23 protein-coding genes are annotated in these 24,892 nt (G+C 58.0%); 9 read left to right on the top strand and 14 right to left on the bottom strand.

Going from position 1 to position 24,892, the window contains the following annotated elements; genetic code table 11:
- Positions 1 to 213: 213 nt before the first annotated feature.
- The 3 genes from RHM59_RS10375 (at position 214) to RHM59_RS10385 (ending at position 2,106) form a co-directional block, all read left to right on the top strand.
- Positions 214 to 549, top strand: a complete 336-nt coding sequence (locus tag RHM59_RS10375; protein WP_322168037.1) for a pilin assembly protein — start codon at positions 214 to 216, stop codon at positions 547 to 549.
- A 280-nt stretch (positions 550 to 829) separates the two neighbouring features.
- Positions 830 to 1,243, top strand: coding sequence for a DUF4398 domain-containing protein (locus tag RHM59_RS10380; RefSeq protein WP_322286519.1), 414 nt, complete (start codon positions 830 to 832; stop codon positions 1,241 to 1,243).
- Positions 1,244 to 1,314: 71 nt separating this feature from the next.
- Positions 1,315 to 2,106, top strand: coding sequence for an OmpA family protein (locus RHM59_RS10385; RefSeq protein ID WP_322168035.1), 792 nt, complete (start codon positions 1,315 to 1,317; stop codon positions 2,104 to 2,106).
- Positions 2,107 to 2,164: 58 nt separating this feature from the next.
- Here RHM59_RS10385 and RHM59_RS10390 read toward each other — a convergent pair whose 3' ends face one another.
- The 14 genes from RHM59_RS10390 to RHM59_RS10455 form a co-directional block, all read right to left on the bottom strand.
- On the bottom strand, positions 2,165 to 2,494 hold the full coding sequence (locus RHM59_RS10390; RefSeq protein ID WP_322168034.1) for a hypothetical protein: 330 nt from the start codon (positions 2,492 to 2,494) through the stop codon (positions 2,165 to 2,167).
- Positions 2,491 to 3,399, bottom strand: a complete 909-nt coding sequence (locus RHM59_RS10395) for an alpha/beta hydrolase (RefSeq protein ID WP_322170785.1) — start codon at positions 3,397 to 3,399, stop codon at positions 2,491 to 2,493. The genes RHM59_RS10390 and RHM59_RS10395 overlap by 4 nt, the downstream gene beginning before the upstream one ends.
- A gap of 134 nt (positions 3,400 to 3,533) precedes the next feature.
- Positions 3,534 to 4,811, bottom strand: a complete 1,278-nt coding sequence (locus tag RHM59_RS10400; RefSeq protein ID WP_322168033.1) for a flavohemoglobin expression-modulating QEGLA motif protein — start codon at positions 4,809 to 4,811, stop codon at positions 3,534 to 3,536.
- A gap of 44 nt (positions 4,812 to 4,855) precedes the next feature.
- Positions 4,856 to 5,410 (bottom strand): hypothetical protein, encoded by a 555-nt coding sequence (locus RHM59_RS10405; protein ID WP_322168032.1) that lies wholly within the window; start codon positions 5,408 to 5,410, stop codon positions 4,856 to 4,858.
- 2 nt (positions 5,411 to 5,412) lie between these two features.
- Entirely contained in the window at positions 5,413 to 6,132 is a 720-nt protein-coding gene (locus tag RHM59_RS10410; RefSeq protein WP_322170782.1) for a TetR/AcrR family transcriptional regulator, read from the bottom strand.
- A 74-nt stretch (positions 6,133 to 6,206) separates the two neighbouring features.
- Positions 6,207 to 7,709 (bottom strand): lysine--tRNA ligase, encoded by a 1,503-nt coding sequence (gene lysS / locus RHM59_RS10415; protein WP_297840828.1) that lies wholly within the window; start codon positions 7,707 to 7,709, stop codon positions 6,207 to 6,209.
- 117 nt (positions 7,710 to 7,826) lie between these two features.
- Positions 7,827 to 8,922 (bottom strand): peptide chain release factor 2 gene (gene prfB / locus RHM59_RS10420; protein ID WP_322168031.1). Its coding sequence is split into 2 segments (ribosomal slippage): positions 7,827 to 8,849 and positions 8,851 to 8,922, totalling 1,095 coding nucleotides; the frame shifts between segments, so codons are not numbered across the junction.
- A gap of 369 nt (positions 8,923 to 9,291) precedes the next feature.
- Positions 9,292 to 10,299: a PleD family two-component system response regulator gene (locus tag RHM59_RS10425; protein WP_322286520.1), complete on the bottom strand. Its 1,008-nt coding sequence runs from the start codon at positions 10,297 to 10,299 to the stop codon at positions 9,292 to 9,294.
- 45 nt (positions 10,300 to 10,344) lie between these two features.
- Positions 10,345 to 11,355, bottom strand: a complete 1,011-nt coding sequence (locus RHM59_RS10430; protein ID WP_322168029.1) for a chemotaxis response regulator protein-glutamate methylesterase — start codon at positions 11,353 to 11,355, stop codon at positions 10,345 to 10,347.
- A complete protein-coding gene (locus tag RHM59_RS10435; RefSeq protein ID WP_322286521.1) occupies positions 11,352 to 13,721 on the bottom strand; it encodes a hybrid sensor histidine kinase/response regulator in 2,370 nt (789 codons plus the stop codon). Before RHM59_RS10435 ends, RHM59_RS10430 begins: the two co-directional genes overlap by 4 nt.
- The gene (locus tag RHM59_RS10440; RefSeq protein WP_322168027.1) at positions 13,718 to 14,407 is read right to left on the bottom strand and encodes a chemotaxis protein CheW; all 690 of its coding nucleotides are present in this window, start codon (positions 14,405 to 14,407) and stop codon (positions 13,718 to 13,720) included. Before RHM59_RS10440 ends, RHM59_RS10435 begins: the two co-directional genes overlap by 4 nt.
- Positions 14,404 to 15,681 carry a CheR family methyltransferase gene (locus RHM59_RS10445; RefSeq protein ID WP_322286522.1) on the bottom strand — a complete coding sequence of 426 codons (1,278 nt, stop codon included), beginning with the start codon at positions 15,679 to 15,681 and terminating at the stop codon, positions 14,404 to 14,406. The genes RHM59_RS10440 and RHM59_RS10445 overlap by 4 nt, the downstream gene beginning before the upstream one ends.
- On the bottom strand, positions 15,678 to 16,211 hold the full coding sequence (locus RHM59_RS10450; RefSeq protein ID WP_322168025.1) for a chemotaxis protein CheW: 534 nt from the start codon (positions 16,209 to 16,211) through the stop codon (positions 15,678 to 15,680). The genes RHM59_RS10445 and RHM59_RS10450 overlap by 4 nt, the downstream gene beginning before the upstream one ends.
- Positions 16,212 to 16,220: 9 nt before the next feature.
- Positions 16,221 to 17,843: a methyl-accepting chemotaxis protein gene (locus RHM59_RS10455; protein ID WP_322168024.1), complete on the bottom strand. Its 1,623-nt coding sequence runs from the start codon at positions 17,841 to 17,843 to the stop codon at positions 16,221 to 16,223.
- Between the two features lie 325 nt (positions 17,844 to 18,168).
- Between RHM59_RS10455 and RHM59_RS10460 the strand changes: the two genes are divergently transcribed.
- The 6 genes from RHM59_RS10460 (at position 18,169) to RHM59_RS10485 (ending at position 24,887) form a co-directional block, all read left to right on the top strand.
- Complete coding sequence (locus RHM59_RS10460) at positions 18,169 to 19,083, top strand: LysR family transcriptional regulator (RefSeq protein WP_322168023.1); 915 nt, start codon at positions 18,169 to 18,171, stop codon at positions 19,081 to 19,083.
- A gap of 141 nt (positions 19,084 to 19,224) precedes the next feature.
- Complete coding sequence (locus RHM59_RS10465; protein ID WP_322168022.1) at positions 19,225 to 20,682, top strand: gamma-aminobutyraldehyde dehydrogenase; 1,458 nt, start codon at positions 19,225 to 19,227, stop codon at positions 20,680 to 20,682.
- A gap of 169 nt (positions 20,683 to 20,851) precedes the next feature.
- Positions 20,852 to 22,003: a putative ABC transporter substrate-binding protein YdcS gene (ydcS, locus tag RHM59_RS10470; RefSeq protein ID WP_322168021.1), complete on the top strand. Its 1,152-nt coding sequence runs from the start codon at positions 20,852 to 20,854 to the stop codon at positions 22,001 to 22,003.
- Positions 22,004 to 22,076: 73 nt separating this feature from the next.
- The gene (locus RHM59_RS10475; RefSeq protein WP_322168020.1) at positions 22,077 to 23,117 is read left to right on the top strand and encodes an ABC transporter ATP-binding protein; all 1,041 of its coding nucleotides are present in this window, start codon (positions 22,077 to 22,079) and stop codon (positions 23,115 to 23,117) included.
- Positions 23,118 to 23,131: 14 nt separating this feature from the next.
- Complete coding sequence (locus RHM59_RS10480; protein WP_322170779.1) at positions 23,132 to 24,070, top strand: ABC transporter permease; 939 nt, start codon at positions 23,132 to 23,134, stop codon at positions 24,068 to 24,070.
- On the top strand, positions 24,060 to 24,887 hold the full coding sequence (locus RHM59_RS10485) for an ABC transporter permease (RefSeq protein WP_322168019.1): 828 nt from the start codon (positions 24,060 to 24,062) through the stop codon (positions 24,885 to 24,887). The genes RHM59_RS10480 and RHM59_RS10485 overlap by 11 nt, the downstream gene beginning before the upstream one ends.
- Positions 24,888 to 24,892 lie beyond the last annotated feature (5 nt).

Here is a 24,892-nt window from a genome sequence, read left to right on the forward strand (position 1 = left end):
GTTTCTTGACGGGTGCTGCTCAGTGATTAAAGGACAAGACTGAACAAGCGCGCAAAAATCTGATCCATAAGAGTGCACAGCGCGGTGGGTTCTGACAAGCACACCTCTGTCTAGCACCTGGATTGAAGGGGATGAGCTAATCTGTGGAGTGAGCCGTACCGCGACTTGCACCCCGATGTTCCCGCCACAAGCGGGCTTACCATGAGGTTCCATATGAAAATTCGTGAACTTGCCAAACACTGGGAACAGAATGCCAAGGGCCGCCTGAGCAAAACCGGCTATACGATTCATCTGGACGTCGAAGCCGCCGCGCGCTTGGCGGCCATTGCCGAGATGTACCCCAAACGTCTTCCCGAGGAACTGCTTGGGGAACTGATTGGCGCGGCGCTGGAAGAACTTGAGGCCAGCTTTCCGTACGTCAAAGGCAACCATGTGGTGGCCACGGATGAAGAAGGTGATCCGCTGTACGAAGACGTCGGTCCTACCCCGCGCTTTCTTGCCCTTTCGCGGCAACATCTGCATCAGCTTGACGAAAAATCTGACGCGTAAACCTATCGTTTCCACCCGCGCTCGTTAACCCTCCTCTCAGCGTCTGCCTGGCCGATTTATGCGGCCGGCATGCGCCTGCATGACTTTTGAGTCACGTTCTAGAGCCTTCTACCTCCCGTTTAGGTTTTTTCAGGCGGTGGAAAAACCTGACTGAACTATTCAAAAAATCCATGGGTCACAGCCATTAACCATCGCAGCAAACCTGATAGCAGTTGGCGTGAACCCTATGTCCGGCTTCAGGCATGACTGTCATGGAAAATCTGGTTCCAAGAGACCTCCAATGGAGTTGAACACCATGAAGATCAATACTGCCACCCCCTCGTTTAGCCGCGTTCGCGGGTTGAAACTGGCTGTTTTGGCACTCGGCAGCAGCGTTGTATTGGCCGGATGTGCGGGTAACCCACCGACGGCGCAGTACGCAGTCACTCAATCTGCCGTGAACAGCGCCGTCAGCGCAGGTGGCACCGAGTACGCGGCCGTGGAGATGAAGTCGGCTCAGGACAAGCTCAAAGCAGCGGAACTGGCGATGCACGACAAGAAATACGACGAAGCGAAAATGCTTGCCGAGCAGTCCGAATGGGACGCCCGTGTAGCTGAACGTACCGCTCAAGCGGCCAAAGCTCAAAAAGCTGTCCAGGATGCCCGTCAGGGTGCTGATGAACTGCGGCAGGACGGCATGAAGACCACGCAGTAAGCGCGGCCGGCCGCACCCTCCCGTTTATTCGTATTGCCTAGATCGACATTGAATTGAAGGACGAAAATATCATGCGTAAACAATTGATGGTTCCTGCTCTTCTCGCGCTGAGCATTGGCTTGGCCGCCTGTGCAACACCTCCGAATCCTAGCCTTGAACAAGCGCGGACCAACTTTGCCGCCCTGCAAGCCGACCCGCAATCGAGCCAGGTTGCCGCGCTGGAAACCAAGGACGCGAGTGACTGGCTGGATAAGGCCGACATGGCCTATCGCAATAAAGAGGACGCCAAAAAGGTCGATCAGCTGTCTTACCTGACCCTCCAACGAATTGAGGTGGCCAAGCAGACCGTTAACCTACGGACCGCTGAAGATCAGCTGAAAAACGCCGCCGCGATGCGAGCACAAGCGCGCTTGGCTGCCCGTGATGCGCAGATCAAACAGCTCCAGGACAGCTTGAACGCCAAGCAGACTGCTCGCGGTACCTTGGTGACCTTTGGCGATGTGTTGTTCGACGTAAACAAAGCGGAGCTGAAATCGTCCGGCATGATGGACGTCAACAAGCTTGCGCAGTTCTTGCAGCAAAACCCGGATCGCAAAGTGGTGGTCGAAGGCTACACCGACTCCAGCGGGTCTACGTCTTACAACCAGTCTTTGTCTGAACGCCGGGCCGATTCGGTACGCACAGCCTTGGTGAAGATGGGTGTCGATCCTACCCGCATCGTGGCTCAGGGTTACGGCAAGGAATACCCGGTTGCGGACAACAGCAGCAACTCGGGGCGCGCGCAAAATCGTCGCGTGGAAGTGACCATTTCCAACGACAATCAACCGGTAGCACCGCGCTCGTCGATGCAATCGACTAACTGAGGCACAGTAAAACGCCCCGCCGGTGTGAATCGGCGGGGCGTTTTGTTGTGGTTTTGCTTTACGGCTGCAACTGCTGCGGGGTTTCCTGGCCCATGCAATGCACGGCCTGTTTGCTGCCGTTGACTAACACGCCGCTCAGACCTTTCTGCGCGGTGTCGAACAAAACCAATACACCGTCGATGCACTGCGCGACTTCGGTAGCAGGGTCCACGGAGATTTTGTATTCCTCGCCTGGCACGGTCTTGAGCATGGTGAATTCGCTCAACAACAACGCATCTTCTGGCTTGGCAAAATGCAGATAGCCGTAATACCAGAGGCAACCGACAGTGCCGAGGATGCAGCCGATGCCGGTAAGGATCAGGGGAATTGCGTTACGTTCTTCGCTCATTGCGGACTCTCTGAATGTTCAATTTCTGAATGCTGAGTTGCGGGTTGCGCAACCGGGGTTTCGGGGTAATTCGGGACTTCGGCCAATCGACGCAGCCCATTGAAGTGCTGCGGGTCTTCCAGATAACGCAGCAACACCTGGCGCCAGGTCGGGTCAAAGAACGTCTGCACATGGCCACCCCGGGTCAATTGCAGGACCCTCGGCGGCGGCGCAGCTTGATACAGACTGATGCCATTGGAAAGAGGGACCAACGTATCGTCGATGCTCTGAAACATCATGATGGGCGTGCCCACCAGCTGCGGCATTCCTTTGATGGCGCTTTCTGAGTCCGGGATCAGCCATGACAGTGGCGTTTGCAGCGGCCAGGTCAGCCACGACGTGCTCAAGGTGTAGCGCGCAACATCCCGGTAGCTGGCCGGCGTGCCGTCTAACACCAAGGCTTTGAGCCGCGCCCTTTGCTGTGGATGCTCAGCCAAATAGTGCACGGCCAGCGAACCACCGATGCTTTGCCCAAGGACCACCAATGGTTTCCCCTGTACCTGCGGCGCGGTGTTCAGCCAATCAAACGCGGCGTCGATGTCTTGATAGATCGCCGGCAAACTGGGCTCGCCTTGAGACAAACCGTAGCCCCGGTAGTCCAGCAGCAACACTTGATAGCCCTCGGCTGGCAGCCAATAACTGCCGCCCAGGTGCCAAGCCAGATTGCCGCCATTGCCGTGCAGGTGCAAAACCGTGCCTTTGACCGGCACCCCGGCTTTTGCAGGCAGCCACCAGCCATGCAAGTGCGTGCCGTCAGCGGCGATCAATGTTACATCGCGAAATTGCACATGGGCTTTTTCAGGGGTAAAGGGCAAGCCGGGTTCGGGGTAAAACAACAGGGAGCTGCAACCTGCGAGGGTCAGCATCAAGGCTAATGCAGCGAAAATCTTCACCTGTGATCCCTTTTTTTCATATCTGTAGGAGCCAACGTGTTGGCGAAACGGCTGACGCGGTGTGCAGGCTTTTCGCCAACAAGTTGGCTCCTACAAATCAAACTGGTTTACAAAATATTGGAATAGTCCGCTTCGATCCGGTCCAGACTCAGGTGGTTGAGGAAGTTCGAAAAACACATCCAGGCAGACAACGCATTCATGTCGCGGAACTGCTCGGGCAGGTACTTGGGCGGCACCACCAAGCCTTCATCGACCAGTTGACGCAAGGTGCGCATGTCTTCCAGCGTGGTCTTGCCACAAAACAACAGCGGCACTTGCTCCAGTTTGCCTTTACGCACGGCCAACTGAATGTAGTTGTAAACCATGATGAAGCCCTTGAGGTAGGACAAGTCTTTGGTGAATGGCAGGCCGTTGGGCACCGATCCACGAAATACGCGACTGGCATTGCCATAGCTCTCGGCCATTTCAAAGCCTTGCTCGCGATAGAACTCGAACACCTGGAGGAAATCAGCACCTTCTTCGGCCATGTGAATGGCTCGCGTCCGGTTGGTCAGTTTGCGCAGGCGGCTTGGATACGAGGCAAAGGCGATGACTTCCATCAGGATCGCCAAGCCTTCCTGCGTCACCGTCGACGATGGCGGGCCTTTCGACAAGAAGGTACAGATCGGTTGGTTCTGGCCGTTGAGGGTCGTCCCGACGTGGACCAGCCCCTCGTGTACTTCCAGCGCCCGCACGTCGCGCTCGTTGAACATGGCGTCAGTACGAATCTTGATGTAATCAGCGCCCGCCGCAGCGTCAGCAACGATGCCGTCAGACTCGAACACGCGGATGGTTGATTCAGCTTCGCCGAACACTTTGTTCAGTCGCGATTGCAGCATCTCCACCGCGTCTTTCGCGGTGAGGGTTTTCGCCTCGTCTTTAAGGTCGCCGCGCCCGGCAATGTTGTTCAGGTAATCGGAGAGCATCATGCCCAGGTCGGCCAGGGTAGGGTCACCCGCGTGGAACGCGTCGGAAGCGGCGCCATACAGCTCTTGGGAAATCAGGCCGAAGTCCGGCGTACCCCGCGCTTCGAGCATGCGGATCACCATGCGGTATTCCTTGCACATGCGCCGCATAATCTGCCCGACCGGGTTAAATTGCCCCAGCTGCCGGGTAATGTCGCGTTCGATGTTCTGGAATTCCAGCTTCACCGCGTTGGAGTCAAACGCCAGCGGGCGGTTATCGTAATAGGCGCGATCCACAGCAGGCATTTTCTTGCCCTTCGCTTCGAGAAAACCCCTACGAACATTGTCGTCCCACTTCACTGCATCGAGCACACGGATCGGGGTCTGAGCCACGACGATACGGTCTGACAGCGCGCGAATAGTCTGCTGGTAATCGTCCACCCGATACTCCTTTTGAATGACGGCTCGCTGCGGACAGGGCACCGCTACTTAATTTGGCGCTGATAGCGCGCCATTTCGATGAATACATCCGAATTCGCCGGATCGTCCAGGTAACTGAACACCTGATCCAGAGGGCTGGTGACCAATACGCCGTCGCCCTTTTCGGTTTCCAGCGTGTCACCGGCCAGGATTTTCTGGTCGATTAACTGATTGATCCGATCAATATCGAGGGGGTAGACCACCAACTCGTGTGATTCGGTCAATTCAAACCCAGCGATGACGAAATTAGAGCCGTATTTTTCAGGCAAGCCAGCCGACAAGTACCAGCGACTGCCATGCCGCGACACGGTAAACGTGTACTCGTCGCGGTTTTTGCGATCGCCTTTGCGGTAGCTGACGGCTTTGTATTCGTGATTACCTAAACGGGTTATCTCCAGTTCCAGCGGCTCGCCCCACGCGTTTTGACTCGTCCATGTGCCGAGCAGCCCAGCAGGCGCTGCATCGTTGGCCGGGATCGGGTCCTTGAACGTCACCAGGCAGCCGCTCAATAACAAGAACGACAAGGCGATGACGACAGACGATGTCCTGAAAAATCGCATAGTTACTCGCTGGTCAGTGTCGGGGCACCCAGTACCAAATGCATGTAGCGGGTCAGTATTCCAAGCATTGCTTCGTCCGCATCAGGCTGCGGACCGTCTAGCAGGCCCTGATATTCCATCCGGCAGATAATCCCCGTCAACACTTGAGCATCCTGTTGCGGTTGCGACGAGCCCATTACCTGCAAAAACTGAAAGGTACCTTGCAGCAAAATCTGCTGATGGGCGCTCACCAATTGTGTCAGTCGAGGGTTGATTAACGCCTCATGGTGAAACGCATGTTCAGCGATCAGATGCTCGCGCCGGGCGGTCAGTTGAAAGCGCAGGTATTCCAGCGCCATCAACGCAATGTCGTCGGCCAATTGTGCTTGGCACTCAAGACTGCCATCGCTGCGCGCAAGCATGCCGTGCAGCACCACTTCGGTGTTACCCCAGAGTTTGGCCATGTACGCTGCGCTGCGTTCGACGTGCTGGGAAAAGGCATCGGTGAGCAAGTCGTCCATGTCTTTGAAATAGTAGGTGGTGGCCGAGAGTGGCACACCGGCTTCAGCGGCCACTGCCCGATGGCGTACAGCCCGGACGCCATCACGTACGACGATTCGCATCGCAGCGTCGAGAATGTCTTGCCGGCGCTGCTCACTGCCCTGCCGACTGGCTTTGCGCCCCTGATACTGAATACTTTGAGCCACGGCTGTTGCGATGCCCGCAGCCCCTTCTTGAGCGATCCCACGGTTCACGATGGGTCTCCTTTAATAGAGCATAAAAAAACCGCCTCATCGGGCGGCTTTTTCATTGGCTATTACGCTTGTGGGCGCATATGCGGGAACAGGATCACGTCGCGAATCGACGGTGCGTCGGTCAGTAGCATCACCAGTCGGTCGATGCCGATACCTTCACCGGCGGTGGGTGGCATGCCGTATTCCAAGGCGCGAACGAAGTCGGCATCGTAATGCATGGCTTCATCGTCACCAGAGTCCTTGTCACGAACCTGGGCCTGAAAGCGCTCGGCCTGGTCTTCCGCGTCGTTCAACTCGGAGTAGGCGTTGGCGATTTCACGGCCACCGATGAACAATTCAAAGCGGTCGGTGACGTTCGGGTTGGTGTTATTGCGACGTGCCAGCGGCGACACTTCGAACGGGTATTCGGTGATGAACGTCGGCTGCTCGAGTTGATGCTCGACCAACTCTTCAAAAATCATGGTTTGCAGCTTGCCCAGACCTTCAAAGCCTTTAACAGCAGCACCGGCTTTCTTGGCGATAGCGCGGGCCTTGTCGATGTCTTCGAGGTCAGCCGCAGTAATGTCCGGGTTGTACTTGAGGATCGATGCGAACACCGAGATACGCTGGAACGGCTCGCCGAAATGGAACACTTTGCCTTGATATGGCACGTCGGTGCTGTTCAACACCAGTTGCGCCAGCTCACGGAACAGTTCCTCGGTGAGGTCCATGTTGTCTTCGTAGTCGGCGTAGGCCTGATAGAACTCAAGCATGGTGAATTCTGGATTATGCCGAGTCGAAACGCCTTCGTTGCGGAAGTTGCGGTTGATCTCGAATACGCGTTCGAAGCCGCCAACCACCAGGCGCTTGAGGAACAGTTCCGGGGCGATACGCAGGAACATGTCCAGGTCGAGGGCGTTGTGGTGAGTCTCGAACGGCTTGGCGGCAGCACCACCGGGGATGGTCTGCAGCATCGGTGTTTCGACTTCGAGGAAATCACGCTTCATAAAGAAGGCCCGAATATGCGCGATGACCTGCGAACGAATGCGGAAGGTGTCGCGGACTTCTTCGTTGACGATCAAGTCAACATAGCGCTGGCGATAACGGGTTTCGGTATCGGTCAGGCCGTGGTGCTTGTCCGGCAACGGGCGCAAGGATTTGGTCAACAAGCGCACGTTGGTCATTTCAACGTACAAGTCGCCTTTGCCGGAACGGGCCAGAGTGCCTTCGGCGGCAATGATATCGCCCAAGTCCCAGGTCTTGACCGAGGCCAAGGTGTCTTCCGACAGGGTTTTGCGGTTGACGTAGACCTGAATGCGACCGGTCATGTCCTGAATCACCATGAACGAGCCACGGTTAAGCATGAGACGACCCGCAACCTTGACCGGAATCGCTGCAGCCAACAGCTCTTCCTTGGTCTTGTCGGCGTACTGCTTCTGCAGGTCATTGCAGTAGCTGTCGCGGCGGAAGTCGTTGGGGAAGGCTTGGCCTTTGGCGCGCTCGACGGCAAGTTTTTCCTTGCGCAGGGCGATCAGGCTGTTTTCTTCCTGTTGCAGGTCTTGCGGGTCGAGTTGTTGGTCGCTCATGTCTTGGATTTCCATCACAGGTTCGGTGCCCGCGCCTAGGACGAGGGACTTGAATCGGGGCTATTGATCAATGCTTGATCTGCGCCGCTTGCTCTTGAAACTAAGTGCTCTAACTGCTTACAGCCCTTGCTTGAGGCTGGCTTCAAGGTACTCGTCGATGTCACCATCGAGCACGTTGTTGCAGTCGCTGCGTTCGATGTTGGTGCGCAAATCCTTGATCCGCGACTGGTCGAGCACGTACGAACGAATCTGGTGACCCCAGCCGATGTCCGATTTGGTGTCTTCAAGGGCTTGCGATGCGGCGTTGCGCTTCTGCACTTCCTGCTCGTACAAACGCGCCCGCAACATCTTCATCGCGGTGTCTTTGTTGGAGTGTTGGGAGCGTTCGTTCTGGCAGCTGACCACGGTGTTGGTCGGTACGTGGGTAATCCGCACCGCCGAGTCAGTGGTGTTTACGTGCTGACCACCGGCACCGGACGAACGATAGGTGTCTATTCGCAGGTCCGACGGGTTGATGTCAATTTCGATGTTGTCATCGATTTCCGGCGAGACGAACACAGCCGAGAACGACGTATGACGGCGGTTGCCGGAGTCGAACGGGCTCTTGCGCACCAAACGGTGTACGCCAATCTCGGTGCGCAACCAGCCAAACACGTATTCGCCCTTGATGTGCAGGGTCGCGCCTTTGATCCCGGCGACTTCACCGGCGGACAATTCCATGATGGTCGCGTCGAAACCGCGTTTATCCGCCCAGCGCAGGTACATGCGCAGCAGGATGTTGGCCCAGTCTTGAGCCTCGGTCCCGCCGGATCCGGCCTGGATATCGAGGTACGCGTTGTTGGCGTCCATCTCACCGCTGAACATCCGGCGGAATTCAAGCTTCTCCAGCGACTCGCGCAGGCGCTCGACTTCGGCGGCCACGTCATCCACGGCCGCCTGATCTTCTTCTTCAGCGGACATCAGCAACAGGTCTTTGGCGTCGTTCAGCCCGGAGGACATTTCGTCCAGGGTGTCGACGATCTGCGCCAGCAAGGAACGCTCGCGGCCCAGGTTCTGTGCGTATTCGGGGTTGTTCCAGACAGCCGGATCTTCAAGCTCGCGATTGACTTCGGTCAGGCGCTCATGCTTTTGATCGTAGTCAAAGATACCCCCGAATAGTTTCGGAACGCTCGGACAGGTCCTTGATGCTGTTTAGGATCGGGTTGATTTCCATGGTAGGCAGCACTCGTAGGCGAACTTTTGAAAGCCGACGAGTATACCCCACACAAGACCGCTACGGCAGCCCGTAAAGCAGGGCTGGCGGGATAACAGGCATTTCGTCTTGATCGACGCCGGGCATACGCAATTTCTGGAGGAGATGCCGAAGGCTGCGATACATGTTCAGCGCCGACTATCTGGGTCTATTGAAGCACTGTGGCTTGCCAACGCAGCGTCAATCCAGACGACCCAGGTTTTCCGGCCCAATCAGCGGGGGAATGATGAGCCTCTTCGCAGGCAAGCCTGCTCCCACAGTATTGTGGTTGCAGGCGTTTGGCTGCGTCACATTCTGGCTTCACAGCCTTCGGCAACTGATAAGAATGTCCTACCCACCCACCACCACTTGATTACGCCCATTGTTCTTTGCCGAGTACAGGCCTTGGTCGGCCTCTTGAATCAGTTGGCGGCTGTTAGAACCCGACTGCGGGATCATGGTGGCCAAACCGATGCTAATGGACAAAGTGGAACCCGGCGCCGGGGAGTTGTGAGGGATGGCCAGGGCGGTCACCGTGTGGCGCAGTTTTTCTGCCAGCAACCGCGCGCCACCCGGCGAAGTGTTGGGCAACACCAGCGCGAATTCTTCACCGCCATAACGGGCCGGGAGGTCGGAAGGACGTGCGCAGCTTTCACGGATCGCCTTAGCGACGGTGCGCAAGGCTTCGTCGCCTTCCAAATGACCAAAGCTGTCGTTGTAGGCTTTAAAGTAATCGACGTCGATCATCAGCAGCGACATCTGAGTTTGCTCACGCGCCGCCCGACGCCATTCCAACTCCAAGTATTCGTCAAAATGCCGGCGATTGGACAATCCGGTCAGGCCGTCGGAGTTCATCAGACGTTGCAACACCAGATTGGTATCGAGCAACTGCTGTTGGCTGACGCGCAGGGCACGATAGGCTTCGTCACGCTGAAGCAGGGTCATGTAAGAGCGCGAGTGATAACGAATGCGCGCCACCAACTCAATGGTGTCTGGCAGCTTGACCAGGTAATCGTTCGCGCCAGCAGCAAACGCCGCGCTTTTGATCAGCGGGTCGTCTTTGGTCGAGAGCACAATGATCGGAATATCACGCGTCTGCGGGGTGTTGCGGTATTCGCGAACCAGCGTCAGGCCGTCAAGGCCAGGCATCACCAGGTCCTGCAGAATCACCGTTGGCTTGATCAGAATGGCCTGATTCACCGCTTGATGAGGGTCGGCACAAAAATGGAAGTCGATGTTTTCTTCGTTGGCGAGGCCACGCCGCACCGCTTCCCCGATCATGGCCTGGTCGTCAACGAGCAGCACCATCGCCGAGTTTTCGTCGGTTCTCTTGAAGCCATCTACTTGTAAGTCATGCATGACGGGGCTCCCGTGGGTTGGCTGGAAATAAACTCATCTCAGTGATCATTGGGCGAACACCTCCACTAATCTGGATGCAATTTTTTCCAAGGGCCTTATTTCAACGGCCGCATCTATGGCTGCTGCGGCCTTGGGCATGCCGTATACCGCACTGCTCTGCTGATCCTGCGCAATGGTCAGAAATCCCTGTTGGCGCATCGATTTCAGCCCTTCGGCACCGTCGCGCCCCATACCTGTCAACAACACACCCACCGCATCTCCACTCCAGAAACGGGCCACACTGTCGAAGAACACATCGATAGAAGGCCGATAGATTTCGTTCACCGGCTCGGCGGTATACGCCAGGTTGCCGTTCTTCAATAAGCGAATATGGTGATTGGTTCCCGCCAGTAACACCGTACCGCTCTGCGGGGGTTCGCCATTGCAAGCCAATCGCACCGTTAAACCCGAAGCGCTGCTCAGCCATTCGGCCATGCCCGCCGCAAAAACCTGGTCAACGTGCTGCACCAGCACAATGGCCGCTGGGAATTTTTTCGGCAGGCCTTTGAGCAGTGTTTCCAATGCGGCGGGCCCCCCTGCGGAGGAACCAATGGCGACCAATCCCCGACGCTGGACGCTTTGACGCAACGGGGTCAAGACCGTGCGCACGCGGCTGTCGCGCTGGCCGATCAGCCAGCCAATGTTGAGGATTTTACGCAGTAAGGGCGCGGCGGCATCCTTGGGGTCACCCGCACCGAGCGCCGGGGTATCGACCACGTCCAGGGCGCCATAGCCCATGGCTTCGAATACCCGGTGGACATTCTGCTCGCGGTCGACTGTCACAATGACGATGGCGCACGGCGTCGCTGCCATGATCTGGCGGGTGGCCTCAACGCCATCCATGACCGGCATGATCAAGTCCATCAGGATCAAGTCAGGCGTCAATTGAGCGCAGCGTTCCACTGCTTCGGCGCCGTTGGTGGCAATCCAGACCAGTTGGTGTTGCGGCTCCAAAGCGATAGCCCGGCGCAGCGCTTCAACTGCCATGGGCATATCGTTAACGATTGCGATTTTCATCCTTGCGCACTCCCTATCAGCTCCGTCACGGCGTCCAACAGGGCGTCGTCATGGAAGCTGGCTTTGGCCAGGTAGTAATCCGCGCCAGCATCCAGGCCGCGTCGACGATCTTCTTCTCGGTCTTTGTAGGAAACCACCATCACCGGCAATGACTGCAAACGGCTGTCGCGGCGCAGCAAGGTCACCAGTTCGATGCCGTCCATGCGCGGCATGTCGATGTCGGTGATCAACAAATCAAAGTCCTCCGCCCGCAATGCATTCCACCCGTCCATACCGTCCACCGCCACCGCCACTTCATAGCCGCGATTGACCAGCAACTTGCGCTGTAACTCCCTCACCGTCAACGAATCATCCACCACCAGTACGCGCTTGCGCACCGCAGTGTCGATCAGTTGGCTGCGACGGTCGATGCGCTCGAGGCGCCCGGTATTCAGCAGCTTCTCCACCGAGCGCAGCATGTCTTCAACATCAATGATCAAGACGGCGGAACCATCGTCGAGCAACGCGCCAGCGGAAATGTCCTGAACCTTGCCCAAACGTGGATCAAGGGGCAACACCACCAGGGTTCGCTCGCCGATAAAGCGCTCCACAGCCACGCCATACACGGCGTCACGCTCACGGATCACCACCACTTTCAGAACGTCCGACACCGAGGTGCTCTGCGGGCGCTGAAGCAACTGGCTCGCAGCAACCAAACCAACATGCCGGCCTTCGTGCCAAAAATGCTGACGACCTTCAAGTTGCACGATCTCGTCGGCGTTCAAATCGCGCATGCGTTCGATATGGGCTAAGGGGAACGCGTAGGCTTCGCCGCCGACTTCCACCACCAAACTGCGAACCACCGACAGCGTCAGCGGCACTTCAATATGAAAACGGCTGCCCTCCCCCGCACCTTGCTCCAACTCGACCGAGCCGCGCAGTTGGCGAACCATATGCTGCACGGCGTCCAGACCTACGCCACGTCCGGACACTTCGGTGACTTTGTCGCGCAGGCTGAAACCGGGCAGGAACAGGAAGCTAAGCAGTTCCTCCTCACTTAATTGCGCGGCGGTCTCGGCGGGCGATAGCTGCCGTTCGATGATGCTCCGCCGCAGCCGGTCCAGATCAACACCGGCGCCGTCATCGCTGATTTCCAGCACCAACAGCCCGGCTTGGTGGGACGCTTTGAGGCGGATCAATCCCTCCGCAGGCTTGCCGGCCAACAGGCGCTGCGCGGGCAACTCAACGCCGTGGTCCACCGCGTTGCGCAACAGGTGGGTCAACGGCGCTTCAAGTTTCTCCAGAACGTCGCGGTCGACCTGGGTTTTCTCACCCTCGATTTCCAGTCGCACCTGCTTACCCAGTTCGCGGCCCAGGTCACGCACCATGCGCGCCTGCCCGCCCAACACGTCGGCAAAGGGTCGCATCCGACACGCCAGTGCAGTGTCGTAGAGCTGCTGGGCACGCCGGCCGGCGTTCCAGCCGAATTCGTCCAGTTCGGCGGTTTGCTGGATCAACATCGCCTTGGCTTCGGATAACAGACGCCGTGCTTCGTCCAATACCTCATGGGCATCGGCGCTGGCGCCCGCTTCATGGAGTTTGGCTTCAAGTCCTTCCAGCACGTGTTCGCAGTGGTTTTGCAGGCGGTTGATCCGCTGCATTGTCGCCAAATAAGGCTTGAGCCGCTGGGTCTCCACCAGCGCTTTGCTCGACAGATCGAGCAAGCTGTTCAAACGCTCAGCGGTGACACGCAAAACACGCTCGCCGCCTTCGGTGTCCTGGCGCCTGCGCCGTAACGGACGGGCAGGGACTGGGCTGACAACGGTTATCGGCTCTGCCGCCACGACGGGCGCGACTTCCATAGCCAGTGCGTCGAGCCGCAAGGCCTGCGCCACCAGATCTTCGGTCGACAGCTCCGAGGTGGACGTCGCCGACTTGGCGAGCAGCGACGCAAGTGACGGGGGGGGTGGCGGTGGCGGCGGCACAACCACCGCCGCCGGCGCGAGCAAACGGTTCATTTGCATCACGTAGGCATTGATGTCTTCCGGCCTGACGCCCGAACTGCCTGGGGTGGCGATACGCAGCAGCAAGTCGGTGCCCAGCAGTAAGGCGTCGATATGTTCAGGCAGCAGGTACAAACGCGACTCCTGAGCGCTGACCAGGCAATCTTCCATGACATGCGCGACGCTGACGCCGGCATCCACACCCACGATCCGCGCCGCGCCTTTGAGCGAATGCGCCGCCCGCATGCACGCTTCCAGATGCGCCGCTTGGGTCGGATCACGCTCCAGCGCCAGCAACCCGGTACTCAGAACTTGGGTTTGCGCTTCGGCTTCCAACGCAAAAAGCTCGAACAACGAAGCATCGCGCAGTTGTTCTGGGGTCATGAGAAGCTCCGGTTCATTGCCGACAACAGCTGCTCTTCGTCAAGCAGGCGCAGGCTGCGCGCCTTCCACTGGATAACGCCCCGGGTGTATTTGGCGTTGCCGTTATGGCCTGAACTCGACGCAGAGTCCAAGGTACGCTGGTCAATGGCGTAAATACCGTCCACTTCGTCCACCGGCACCACCGCCGGGCCACCTTCGGCCGTAATGATCAACATGCGAGGCATTATTCGAGCGGATGGATTGATCACCGGACCGGTTCCCAAGCCAAGCAATTCAACCAGCGACACACACGCCACCAACGCTCCTCGCACGTTAGCCACGCCTAACAAGGCCCGCGAACGCTGGTGTGGCAGCGAGTGGATGGTCTGCAATGGCGCGACTTCCACCAAGCAACGCGTCGGCAACCCCAGCCATTCTTCGCCCAGACGGAACACCAGAATCGAACGGGTTTTTATTTCGTGATAAGCCTCGCTGCTGTGGGTCGGTATTCGGTGTTCCTGAACCAGTGAATAGCGGTCCAGCAAGCGCGTGGCTGCAGCGGAATACACCGCGCAGTTACGGCAATGAATGTGAGCAGCGAGCAAAGGGCATGAACGGACACCGTGAATCCCGATACGGTTCCAGCAATCGTCGATGGCCTGGGTGTCTTCCTGAATCAAGCTCTGGTCAATCCGCTCGGCACTCATGGTTTTTGTCCTTCTTTGCCCAAGCCACGAGCGGCCCGCTCATGCAACCGTCGTGCACCCATGAGATCACCTTGGGAGGCGAGCAACGCCGCCAGTTGCGCCAGCGCTTCGGGGTGCTGCGGTTGCAGATACAGCGCCTTGCGGTACAAGCCCAGTGCTTCGGCGCTCTGGCCGCCTAGATCACTTAACAACCCTAACCAATAAAACACCTGCGCCACCGGCTCATACAGCTGCAAATAGCGTTCACAGGCCGCTCGGGCCTCGGCGCTATTACCTTGGTTGGCGAGGGTTGCAATAGTGCTTAACAGGTCGGCGGCGTCGGTGTTCACGACGACCCGCCCATCAGAGGCGCGTTGCGCCGCAGCGGCCTTCGACGGCATCGCCACCATCGGGCGCGGCGTGGGCGGCCACGGCACCGGCGTAAGCGGCCGGGAAAAAGCGGGCGCAACAAAACTGGCGACGGGCTCCGGCACGCTGTCGGCGTGGCGACTGAACGCAAATGATTGCGCCACGCCGATTGAGCGCATGCCCAAGCGCGACAACAAATTGCCCTCGGCGGGACCGATAAAGAGCACGCCGTCTACCCGGGTCCAATTCTTGAGCACGTTGAACACCCGCTGCTGGGTGGCCAGGTCAAAATAGATCAGCAGGTTGCGGCAGAACACAAAGTCGTAGGCTGGCTGCGTGGCAAACAAGCCGGGGTCAAGCACGTTTCCGGGCTGAAAATTGACCTGCGTCTGCACACGCTCGCTGATCAAAAAGCCGTCGGCGTCGGCGCTAAAATGCCGGTCGCGAAACTCGACCTGTTCGCCACGAAACGAGTTCTTTCCGTAAACGCCACGCTGGGCCCACTCAATCGATAGCGGGCTGATGTCCACCGCATCAATCTGAAACTGCTGCGCTATCAATCCAGCATCAAACAAGGCCATGGCGATTGAATAAGGCTCTTCGCCGGTGGAACACGGGAGGCTGAGAATGCGCAACGGTCGCACACCCATGAGTTCAGCCAAACGCGCCTGTGCCAGCTTGCCCAGCGTCGCAAACGATTCCGGGTAGCGGAAAAACCAGGTCTCGGGAACGATTACAGCTTCGATCAGCGCTTGTTGTTCGGTCGCAGAGGTCAGTAACACCTGCCAATAGCCTTCGATGTCTTGGGACTTTGCCAAAACACTGCGCTGGCGAACCGCACGCTCAATGATGGCTTCGCCGACCGAGGCGACGTCCAGGCCGATCCGGTCCTTGAGGAAGGCAAAAAAGCGCTCATCGCGGCTCATGGCGCGCCCTCAAATAACTCGGCAGCCGTCGGTTGTGCCGGGTAAAGCAGTTCGCGCACCGGATCGCTGAGCAAATCTTGCACGCGCACCCATTGCAGCAAGCCCTGTTCGTCTTCACGCACCGGCCCCAGGTAAGCCGCCTGCTGGTTATCGAGCCCGTAGTGTTTGAACTCGCTGGGCGCGCACCGCAGGGTTTCGGTCGCCTGTTCGAGAATCAGGCCAAGCAGTTGGCTGGGGCGATCGGCGTCTGGCCGATAGTTCACTAACACCAGTCGGGTGCTGGTCCGGGCCTTTGCCGGATGGCCAAAGGTCAGCGCGCTGAGGTCGATGACCGGCACCATAGCGCCCCGATGCGCGAACACCCCCGCCACCCAATGTGGCGTCTGGGCGATGGGCTTGAGCTGTAGGCGGGGCAATACTTCAGCGATGTCCACCGCTTCAAGCGCGTAACGTTCTCGGCCGACGTGAAACAGCAGAAATAAAATGTTCTGTGGCGGTGCGACACCACGTTTGGCCGAATACTCAATCATCGCTCGTTCTCAGACCTTGAAACGCGAGACGCCGCTGCGCAGTCCGACCGCTACCTGACTCAACTCGTCGATGGCGAAGCTGGCCTGGCGCAACGAGTCGACGGTCTGGCTGCTAGCGTCACCCAATTGCACCAGCGCCTGATTGATCTGTTCGGCGCCTGTTGCCTGGGCTTGCATCCCTTCGTTGACCATCAACACCCGCGGCGCCAGCGCCTGCACTTGATGAATAATCTGCGAGAGCTGTTCGCCCACTTGGGTCACTTCAAACATGCCGCGCCGGACTTCTTCAGAGAACTTGTCCATGCCCATCACGCCCGCAGACACCGCCGACTGGATTTCACGAACCATCTGCTCAATGTCGTAGGTGGCCACGGCAGTCTGGTCGGCCAAGCGCCGAACTTCAGTCGCCACCACCGCAAAACCACGGCCGTACTCCCCGGCTTTTTCCGCTTCGATAGCGGCGTTGAGCGACAACAGGTTCGTCTGATCAGCCACTTTGACGATGGTCACGACCACTTGATTGATGTTGCCGGCTTTTTCATTAAGGATCGCCAGCTTGGCGTTCACCAGATCGGCCGCGCCCATGACCGAATGCATGGTTTCTTCCATGCGCGCCAAGCCTTGCTGGCCGGAGCCGGCGAGGATCGACGCCTGGTCCGCAGCGGACGTGACTTCCGTCATGGTGCGCACCAGATCACGGGAGGTCGCGGCGATTTCCCGCGATGTCGCACCAATTTCTGTGGTGGTCGCAGCGGTTTCGGTGGCGGTGGCTTGCTGTTGCTTAGAGGTGGCGGCAATTTCAGTGACTGAGGTGGTGACCTGCACCGATGAACGCTGAGCCTGTGAAACCAGGCCGGTCAGCTCGGTCATCATGTCGTTGAAGCCGGTTTCGACAGCGCCAAACTCGTCTTTGCGTCCCAGATTCAAGCGCTTACTGAGGTCACCGGAGCGCATGATATCGAGCACCCAGACGATCCGCCGCATCGGCGCCATGATTGCGCGCATCAACAACAGGCCGCAACTCAGAGCGGCAATAAGGGCGACCAACAAGGAGATAGCCATGCTGATTTTGGCGGAAAACACCGTTGAAGCGATTGAGGCCATCGACTGGTCTGCCGACTTTTTGTTCTGGACTATCAGCGACGTCAGCAACGCGCGGCCGCGATTCCACGCGGGCACCATCTGTGAAGTAAACTCTGTGCGCGCTTTAGCGAAATCGTTGGCTTGATAGAGGGCGAGCACCTCGTCGGTGATCTTTATATAGTCGGCATGCTGCTTTTCGAACTCATCGACGGAGGCCTGATCATCTGCATCGAAAACCGTCTTTCGGTAGTTATTCAGCTCGCTGACCAGCGTGGCTTCGTAGCCTTTGAAGTTGCTGATCTCGGCAGGCGTCAGGGGTCGGCCTTCGTCCTCGCCAAACAACTGCAAAATATTGAGGTAGCTGTTAACCCAAGCGCTGCGAACCATGGTGCTGTAATAGAGCCCGGGAAGGGCGTCGGTTTCGACTCTCTCTTCACTGGATTGAATCGATAACAGTCGGGTATACGACACGACAACCATCAACAACATGATGGCGATGATCACAGCGAAACTCGCCATTATCCGTTGGCGTAATGTCCAATTCTTCACGGTCCTGCCCTCAAGAGTTCAACTCGGCAGCAGTTTGCCGCGTTCAAGAAGTGGACCGATAGGCGATCCAAAGCTGGCTGAGTATAGCCCAGCCCCTTCGGCCTTAGATCCATGTTTCCTACATACTTTTCTGACTTTTCTGAGACTTATTCGAGAAAAGCCCCAATGCAGTGCAGTAACCATTAAACAGGGCAAAAAACAGGGCAAAAAACAGGGCAAAGTTGCGCCCTTTATCCGCCTCAAAACCCGCGCTGACTGGCCTATCGATTAAAAAGATATACACTCGAAAAAATCAATAAATACGCTAGCCACCAGAGCCATTCCCATGATGACGCTGCGTCAGATTCGTCACTTTATTGCGGTCGCGGAAACCGGCTCGATATCGGCAGCCGCGCAAGCGGTGTTCATTTCTCAATCCACGCTGACCCTGGCCATTCAACAACTGGAGCAAGAAATCGGCGTATGCCTGTTCAACCGGCACGCCAAGGGCATGACCCTGACCCACCAAGGCCATCAATTTCTGCGTCAGGCACATTTGATTCTGGCAACAGTGGACAACGCCAAACGCAGCCTGCAACACAGCACCGATCAACTTGCAGGACAGTTGATCGTCGGCGTGACCAGCCTGGTGGCGGGCTATTATTTGGCAGACTTACTGACCCGCTTTCAGCGCGCCTACCCCAACGTCGAGCTGCGGGTAATGGAAGACGAGCGTCAGTACATCGAGCACCTATTGGTCAGCGGCGAGATTGATGTCGGCGTGTTGATCCTTTCCAATTTGGAGGATCGGCATGCCCTGCAAACCGAAGTCTTGACCCATTCGCCCCACCGCGTTTGGCTCCCGGCCCAGCATCCGCTGCTGGAACACGACAGCATCAGCCTCGCGGACGTGGCCCGCGAGCCATTGATTCAGCTCAATGTCGATGAAATGGACGTGAATGCGCTGCGCATGTGGGTCCGCGCCGGACTGCAACCGCGCATTACCTTGCGCACCGCCTCCACCGAAGCGGTGCGCAGCCTGGTGGCCGCCGGCTTGGGCGTGTCGATCCAGCCGGACATGACTTACCGACCATGGTCACTGGAGGGCGACATCATCGAAGCCCGTCCACTGGCCGACCTCACTCAGACCCTGGACGTCGGCCTGGCATGGCGCCGAGGTACCGCAAGACCGCCCTTGGTCGACCCTTTTTTGACCGTCGCCCGCGAACAACCCCACGCCGGGCGCAGGCTATCTATTTAATCGAACGTTGCTTTCAGTATTTAGTATTTGTCACCCCCACGCCCGCGCACTAGTCTCTGTGGCAGAGCGAAGGCCGGGCGCGCAATCAGCGTGTAACGAAGCATGCCCATGGACGTCCTGCCTAAAAAGAGAACAGCGAAAATGCCCGGTAATCCGACTCCATTATTCACTGCACTGCTGATCGACGGAGAACTGGTCGCTGGCCAGGGCTTTGCCGAGCCGATCATCAACCCGGCCACCGCAGAGGTGCTGACCCGTGTTGCGGAAGCCAGTACCGAGCAGGTGGAAGCCGCCATTCTCGCCGCGCATCGAGCCTTCGCCAGTTGGTCGCGAACCACGCCGCAGCAACGCTCTGTCATTCTGTTGTCGATTGCCGACGCCATTGAAAAACAGGCCGACCTGCTGGCGCACCTTGAGTCGCTGAACTGCGGCAAGCCGCTGCACTTGGCGCGTCAGGATGATCTGAGCGCGACCGTCGATGTGTTCCGTTTTTTCGCCGGGGCCGTGCGCTGCCAGATGGGGCAACTGTCTGGTGAATACCTGCCGGGCTACACCAGCATGGTTCGCCGCGACCCGATTGGCGTGGTGGCTTCCATCGCGCCTTGGAATTACCCGATCATGATGGCCGCCTGGAAAATCGCCCCAGCGCTGGCGGCGGGCAACACCTTGGTGTTCAAGCCCTCCGAACACACCCCCTTGTCGATATTGGCCTTGGCCCCTGCCTTGGCCGAGTTATTACCGCGCGGGGTAATCAACATCATCTGCGGCGGTGGCGAAGGCGTCGGCAACCATTTGGTCAGCCACCCGAAAGTGCGCATGGTCTCGCTGACTGGCGACATCGTTACCGGACAGAAAATTCTCCAGGCCGCCGCCAAGACCCTCAAGCGCACGCATCTGGAACTGGGCGGAAAAGCTCCGGTGATCGTCTGCAACGACGCCGACATTCAGGCCGTGGTCGAAGGCGTTCGCACCTACGGTTATTACAACGCGGGCCAGGATTGCACCGCCGCGTGCCGAATCTATGCTCAAACTGGCATTCACGACCGCTTGGTCGCCGAACTCGGCGCAGCGGTCAGCAGCCTGCGCTTTGCCGGAAGACGCGACGCCGACAATGAAATCGGTCCGCTGATCAGTACACGTCAGCGCGACCGGGTGGCCAGTTTTGTCGAACGTGCGCTGGGCCAGCCACACATTGAGCGCGTCACCGGCGCGGCAGTGCATTCCGGCCCTGGGTTCTTCTATCAACCGACGCTGCTGGCGGGCTGCAAGCAAAGCGATGAGATCGTCCAGCGTGAAGTGTTCGGCCCGGTGGTGACCGTGACCCGCTTCGATCAACTGGAACAGGCGGTGGATTGGGCCAACGATTCGGAGTACGGACTGGCGTCATCGATCTGGACCCAGAATCTGGACAAGGCCATGCAAGTCGCCGCGCGGTTGCAATACGGCTGCACCTGGATCAACAGCCATTTCATGTTGGTTAGCGAAATGCCCCACGGCGGCCTGAAGCGCTCGGGTTATGGCAAGGACTTATCCAGCGACTCACTGCAGGATTACAGCGTGGTGCGGCACATTATGGCCAAGCACGGCATGGAGTTATAAGCGGCAAGCTTCAAGCAAGAGCGAAATCAAAAACAAGAAGAATGGCTACAACCTTGCGATCTTCCGGCTACAAGTAATGTAAGAGCAATAAACCTCTTGCAGCTTGAAGCTTGTAGCTCGCAGCTGCCCCCGACACTGCCCCGACCATAATTAAAGAAGAGGGAATCCCATGTCAGTGCTCAAGACCGCCGTACTCAGCGCTGTTGTCACCAGTTTGTTCACCAGTTGTGGTGTGCAGGCAGCCGAAATGCTCAAAACCGTGGGACCCGGCGAGGGCCAGCTCGATATTGTGGCGTGGCCGGGCTATATCGAGCGCGGTGAAAGCGATAAAGCGTATGACTGGGTGACGGGGTTTGAACAGGAAACCGGCTGTAAGGTCAGTGTCAAAACCGCCGCCACGTCCGATGAAATGGTCAGTTTGATGGCCAAGGGTGGCTATGACTTGGTGACCGCCTCCGGCGACGCGTCGTTGCGGCTGATCGTCGGTAAACGGGTGCAGCCTATCAATACCGCGCTGATTCCGAACTGGAAGAACCTTGATCCGCGTTTGGTGAACGGCCCGTGGTATGTGGTCAACAAGCAAACCTACGGCACGCCGTATCAGTGGGGGCCGAACGTGTTGTTGTACAACACCAATGTGTTCAAAACCCCTCCCGTGAGCTGGGACGTGGTGTTCAAGGAACAGAACTTGCCCGACGGCAAAACCAACAAAGGCCGAGTACAGGCGTATGACGGCCCGATCTACATCGCCGATGCGGCGTTGTACTTGAAATCCACTCAACCTGAGTTGGGCATCAAAAACCCCTACGAGCTGACCGAAACCCAGTACAAGGCCGTGCTGGGTGTGCTGCGTGAACAACACGCGCTGGTTCATCGCTACTGGCACGACGCGACGGTGCAAATGAGCGACGTGAAAAACGAAGGTGTCGCGGCCTCAAGCTCATGGGGCTACATGGTCAATGGTCTGCAGACCGACAAACAGCCGGTGGCTTCGACCATTCCAAAAGAAGGTGCCACCGGTTGGGCCGACACCACCATGTTGCATGCCGATGCCAAGCATCCGAACTGCGCCTACAAGTGGATGGATTGGTCATTGCAACCCAAAGTCCAGGGCGACGTAGCCGCGTGGTTCGGCTCATTGCCAGCCGTACCAGCTGCGTGCAAGTCCAGTGAATTGCTCGGGGCAGAGGGCTGTAACACCAACGGTTTCGACCAGTTCGACAAAATCGCTTTCTGGACCACACCGCAAGCTGAAGGCGGCAAGTTCGTGCCCTACAGCCGCTGGACCCAGGACTACATCGCGATCATGGGCGGCCGCTGAGCAACCCCATCAACACCTTTGTAGGAGCCAACGTGTTGGCTCCTACAAAGAATGCCTTTCAGAGCCATACACCATGACCCTTGCAGTCCAGTTCACTAACGTTTCCCGTCAGTTCGGCGAAGTGAAAGCCGTTGACCGGGTTTCTATCGACATCCAGGACGGTGAGTTCTTTTCCATGCTCGGCCCATCGGGCTCGGGCAAAACCACTTGTTTGCGCTTGATTGCCGGTTTCGAGCAACCGAGCGCAGGGTCAATCCGCATTCACGGCGAGGAAGCGGCAGGCCTGCCGCCGTATGAGCGGGACGTTAATACCGTGTTTCAGGATTACGCGCTGTTCCCGCACATGAACGTTCGGGACAACGTGGCTTACGGCCTGAAGGTCAAAGGTGTCGGCAAAACCGAACGCTTGAATCGCGCTCAGGACGCGCTGGCCATGGTTGCACTGGACGGCTACGGCGAGCGTAAACCGGTGCAGCTGTCCGGTGGTCAACGCCAGCGGGTTGCCCTGGCACGGGCGCTGGTCAATCGGCCTCGCGTGCTATTACTCGACGAACCGCTGGGGGCGCTGGATTTGAAGCTCCGCGAGCAAATGCAAGGCGAACTGAAGAAGCTGCAACGCCAGCTTGGCATCACCTTCATCTTCGTCACCCACGATCAAACCGAAGCGCTGTCAATGTCCGACCGCGTAGCCGTGTTCAACAAGGGGCGCATCGAGCAGGTCGATACCCCGCGCAATTTGTACATGAAACCGGCCACCACCTTTGTCGCCGAATTCGTCGGCACCTCCAACGTGCTGCGCGGTGAGTTGGCCCTGCACCTCAGCGGCACCCCCCTGCCCTTTTCAATTCGCCCCGAACACATTCGGTTCGCTGAAGGCCAGGCCGGCAGTCATGAAATTCAGGTCAGTGGTTTGCTGCTCGACATTCAATATCAGGGCAGCGCCACCCGTTACGAACTCACGCTCGATAACGGCCAAACCTTGAACATCAGCCACGCCAATAGCCAATGGCTGGACACCACAGCGCAACACCAAACCGGTCAGCGGCTTACCGCGCGCTGGTCCCGTGAAGCCATGATTACGCTGCATGAAACCGCCTTGAGCGAAGGCGCGTAATCATGAGCCAGACCATGACTCATCCGGCGACGCAGCTCAGGCAATCGTCCTTACGGCGGTTTTCCAACTTGCTGTATCGACGCCCCAATCTTTACTTGGCGCTGCTGCTAATTGCGCCGTTATCCTGGTTTGGCGCGGTGTACCTCGGCTCATTGCTGACCCTGTTGTGGCAAGGGTTCTATACCTTCGACGACTTCACCATGGCCGTCACGCCGGACCTGACCGCGGCCAACTTCGCCGCACTGTTCAACCCGGCCAACTTCGACATCATTACCCGCACCTTGAGCATGGCGGTGGCGGTGTCGATTGCCAGCGGCATTATTGCGTTTCCCATCGCCTATTACATGGCGCGCTATACCACGGGCAAAACCAAAGCGTTTTTTTACATCGCGGTGATGATGCCGATGTGGGCCAGTTACATCGTCAAAGCCTACGCCTGGACCTTGCTGTTAGCCAAAGGCGGCGTTGCCCAGTGGTTCGTTCAGCACTTGGGACTGGAACCGGTTTTACAGTTGGTCCTGAGCATCCCCGAGATCGGCGGCAGCACCTTGTCGACTTCGAACCTGGGGCGCTTTCTGGTCTTCGTTTATATCTGGCTGCCGTTCATGATTTTGCCGATTCAAGCGTCGCTGGAGCGCTTGCCGCCGTCGCTGTTGCAAGCCTCTGCGGACCTTGGCGCCACGCCGCGCCAGACCTTCATGAACGTAGTATTGCCGCTGTCAGTGCCAGGGATTGCCGCCGGCTCGATCTTCACCTTCTCCCTGACCTTGGGCGATTTCATCGTGCCGCAACTGATCGGTCCTCCCGGTTACTTCATCGGCAGCATGGTTTACGCCGAGCAAGGCGCCATCGGCAACATGCCCATGGCGGCGGCGTTTACGTTGGTGCCCATCGTGCTGATTGCGATTTACTTGTCCATCGTCAAACGCTTGGGGGCCTTCGATGCGCTTTAACTCATCGACCGGCGCGGCAGAAGCGTCCCTGGGCCTGAAACTTGCGGCCTGGGGCGGACTGGTGTTTTTGCACTTTCCGATCTTCATAATTTTCATGTACGCCTTCAACACCGAAGATGCCGCGTTCAGCTTTCCGCCACGGGGATTCACCCTGAAGTGGTTCAGCGTGGCCTTCTCGCGGCCGGATGTGCTGGACTCGATCAAGCTCTCGCTGGAAATTGCTTGCTTCGCCACCTTGATTGCGATGGTCCTGGGCACGCTGGCCTCCGCTGCGCTCTACCGCCGGGATTTCTTCGGCAAGGACGGGATCTCGCTGATGCTGATTCTGCCGATTGCGCTGCCGGGTATCATCACCGGTATCGCCCTGCTCTCGGCGTTCAAGACCCTGGGCATCGAACCTGGGATGTTCACCATCATCGTCGGCCACGCGACTTTCTGTGTGGTCATCGTCTACAACAACGTCGTCGCCCGACTGCGCCGCACGTCTCACAGTTTGATCGAAGCATCGATGGACTTGGGCGCCGACGGCTGGCAAACCTTTCGCTACATCATCATGCCCAGCCTAGGGTCAGCCTTGTTGGCGGGCGGGATGCTGGCGTTTGCGTTGTCGTTTGACGAGATCATCGTGACCACCTTTACCGCAGGCCATGAGCGGACGTTACCGATCTGGCTGCTCAATCAACTCAGTCGACCGCGCGATGTGCCGGTGACTAACGTGGTCGCCATGCTGGTGATGCTGGTGACTATGCTGCCAATCCTTGGCGCGTATTACCTGACACGCGGCGGCGAAAGCGTCGCGGGCAGTGGTGGTAAATAACCAAT

The sequence above is a fragment of the Pseudomonas sp. MH10 genome, from assembly GCF_034353045.1.
Taxonomy (GTDB): domain Bacteria; phylum Pseudomonadota; class Gammaproteobacteria; order Pseudomonadales; family Pseudomonadaceae; genus Aquipseudomonas.

Excerpts from the sequence above, each read along its gene's own strand:
- RHM59_RS10425 (WP_322286520.1), bottom strand. The coding sequence starts at position 10,299 with ATGCATGACTTACAAGTAGATGGCTTCAAGAGAACCGACGAAAACTCG.
- RHM59_RS10440 (WP_322168027.1), bottom strand. The coding sequence starts at position 14,407 with ATGAGTGCCGAGCGGATTGACCAGAGCTTGATTCAGGAAGACACCCAG.
- ydcS (WP_322168021.1), top strand. The coding sequence starts at position 20,852 with ATGTCAGTGCTCAAGACCGCCGTACTCAGCGCTGTTGTCACCAGTTTG.
- RHM59_RS10395 (WP_322170785.1), bottom strand. The coding sequence starts at position 3,399 with ATGCTGACCCTCGCAGGTTGCAGCTCCCTGTTGTTTTACCCCGAACCC.
- RHM59_RS10485 (WP_322168019.1), top strand. The coding sequence starts at position 24,060 with ATGCGCTTTAACTCATCGACCGGCGCGGCAGAAGCGTCCCTGGGCCTG.
- RHM59_RS10430 (WP_322168029.1), bottom strand. The coding sequence starts at position 11,355 with ATGAAAATCGCAATCGTTAACGATATGCCCATGGCAGTTGAAGCGCTG.
- RHM59_RS10380 (WP_322286519.1), top strand. The coding sequence starts at position 830 with ATGGAGTTGAACACCATGAAGATCAATACTGCCACCCCCTCGTTTAGC.
- RHM59_RS10390 (WP_322168034.1), bottom strand. The coding sequence starts at position 2,494 with ATGAGCGAAGAACGTAACGCAATTCCCCTGATCCTTACCGGCATCGGC.
- lysS (WP_297840828.1), bottom strand. The coding sequence starts at position 7,709 with ATGAGCGACCAACAACTCGACCCGCAAGACCTGCAACAGGAAGAAAAC.
- RHM59_RS10385 (WP_322168035.1), top strand. The coding sequence starts at position 1,315 with ATGCGTAAACAATTGATGGTTCCTGCTCTTCTCGCGCTGAGCATTGGC.
- RHM59_RS10475 (WP_322168020.1), top strand. The coding sequence starts at position 22,077 with ATGACCCTTGCAGTCCAGTTCACTAACGTTTCCCGTCAGTTCGGCGAA.
- RHM59_RS10460 (WP_322168023.1), top strand. The coding sequence starts at position 18,169 with ATGATGACGCTGCGTCAGATTCGTCACTTTATTGCGGTCGCGGAAACC.
- RHM59_RS10480 (WP_322170779.1), top strand. The coding sequence starts at position 23,132 with ATGACTCATCCGGCGACGCAGCTCAGGCAATCGTCCTTACGGCGGTTT.
- RHM59_RS10465 (WP_322168022.1), top strand. The coding sequence starts at position 19,225 with ATGCCCGGTAATCCGACTCCATTATTCACTGCACTGCTGATCGACGGA.
- RHM59_RS10450 (WP_322168025.1), bottom strand. The coding sequence starts at position 16,211 with ATGATTGAGTATTCGGCCAAACGTGGTGTCGCACCGCCACAGAACATT.
- RHM59_RS10405 (WP_322168032.1), bottom strand. The coding sequence starts at position 5,410 with ATGCGATTTTTCAGGACATCGTCTGTCGTCATCGCCTTGTCGTTCTTG.
- RHM59_RS10375 (WP_322168037.1), top strand. The coding sequence starts at position 214 with ATGAAAATTCGTGAACTTGCCAAACACTGGGAACAGAATGCCAAGGGC.
- RHM59_RS10445 (WP_322286522.1), bottom strand. The coding sequence starts at position 15,681 with ATGAGCCGCGATGAGCGCTTTTTTGCCTTCCTCAAGGACCGGATCGGC.
- RHM59_RS10435 (WP_322286521.1), bottom strand. The coding sequence starts at position 13,721 with ATGACCCCAGAACAACTGCGCGATGCTTCGTTGTTCGAGCTTTTTGCG.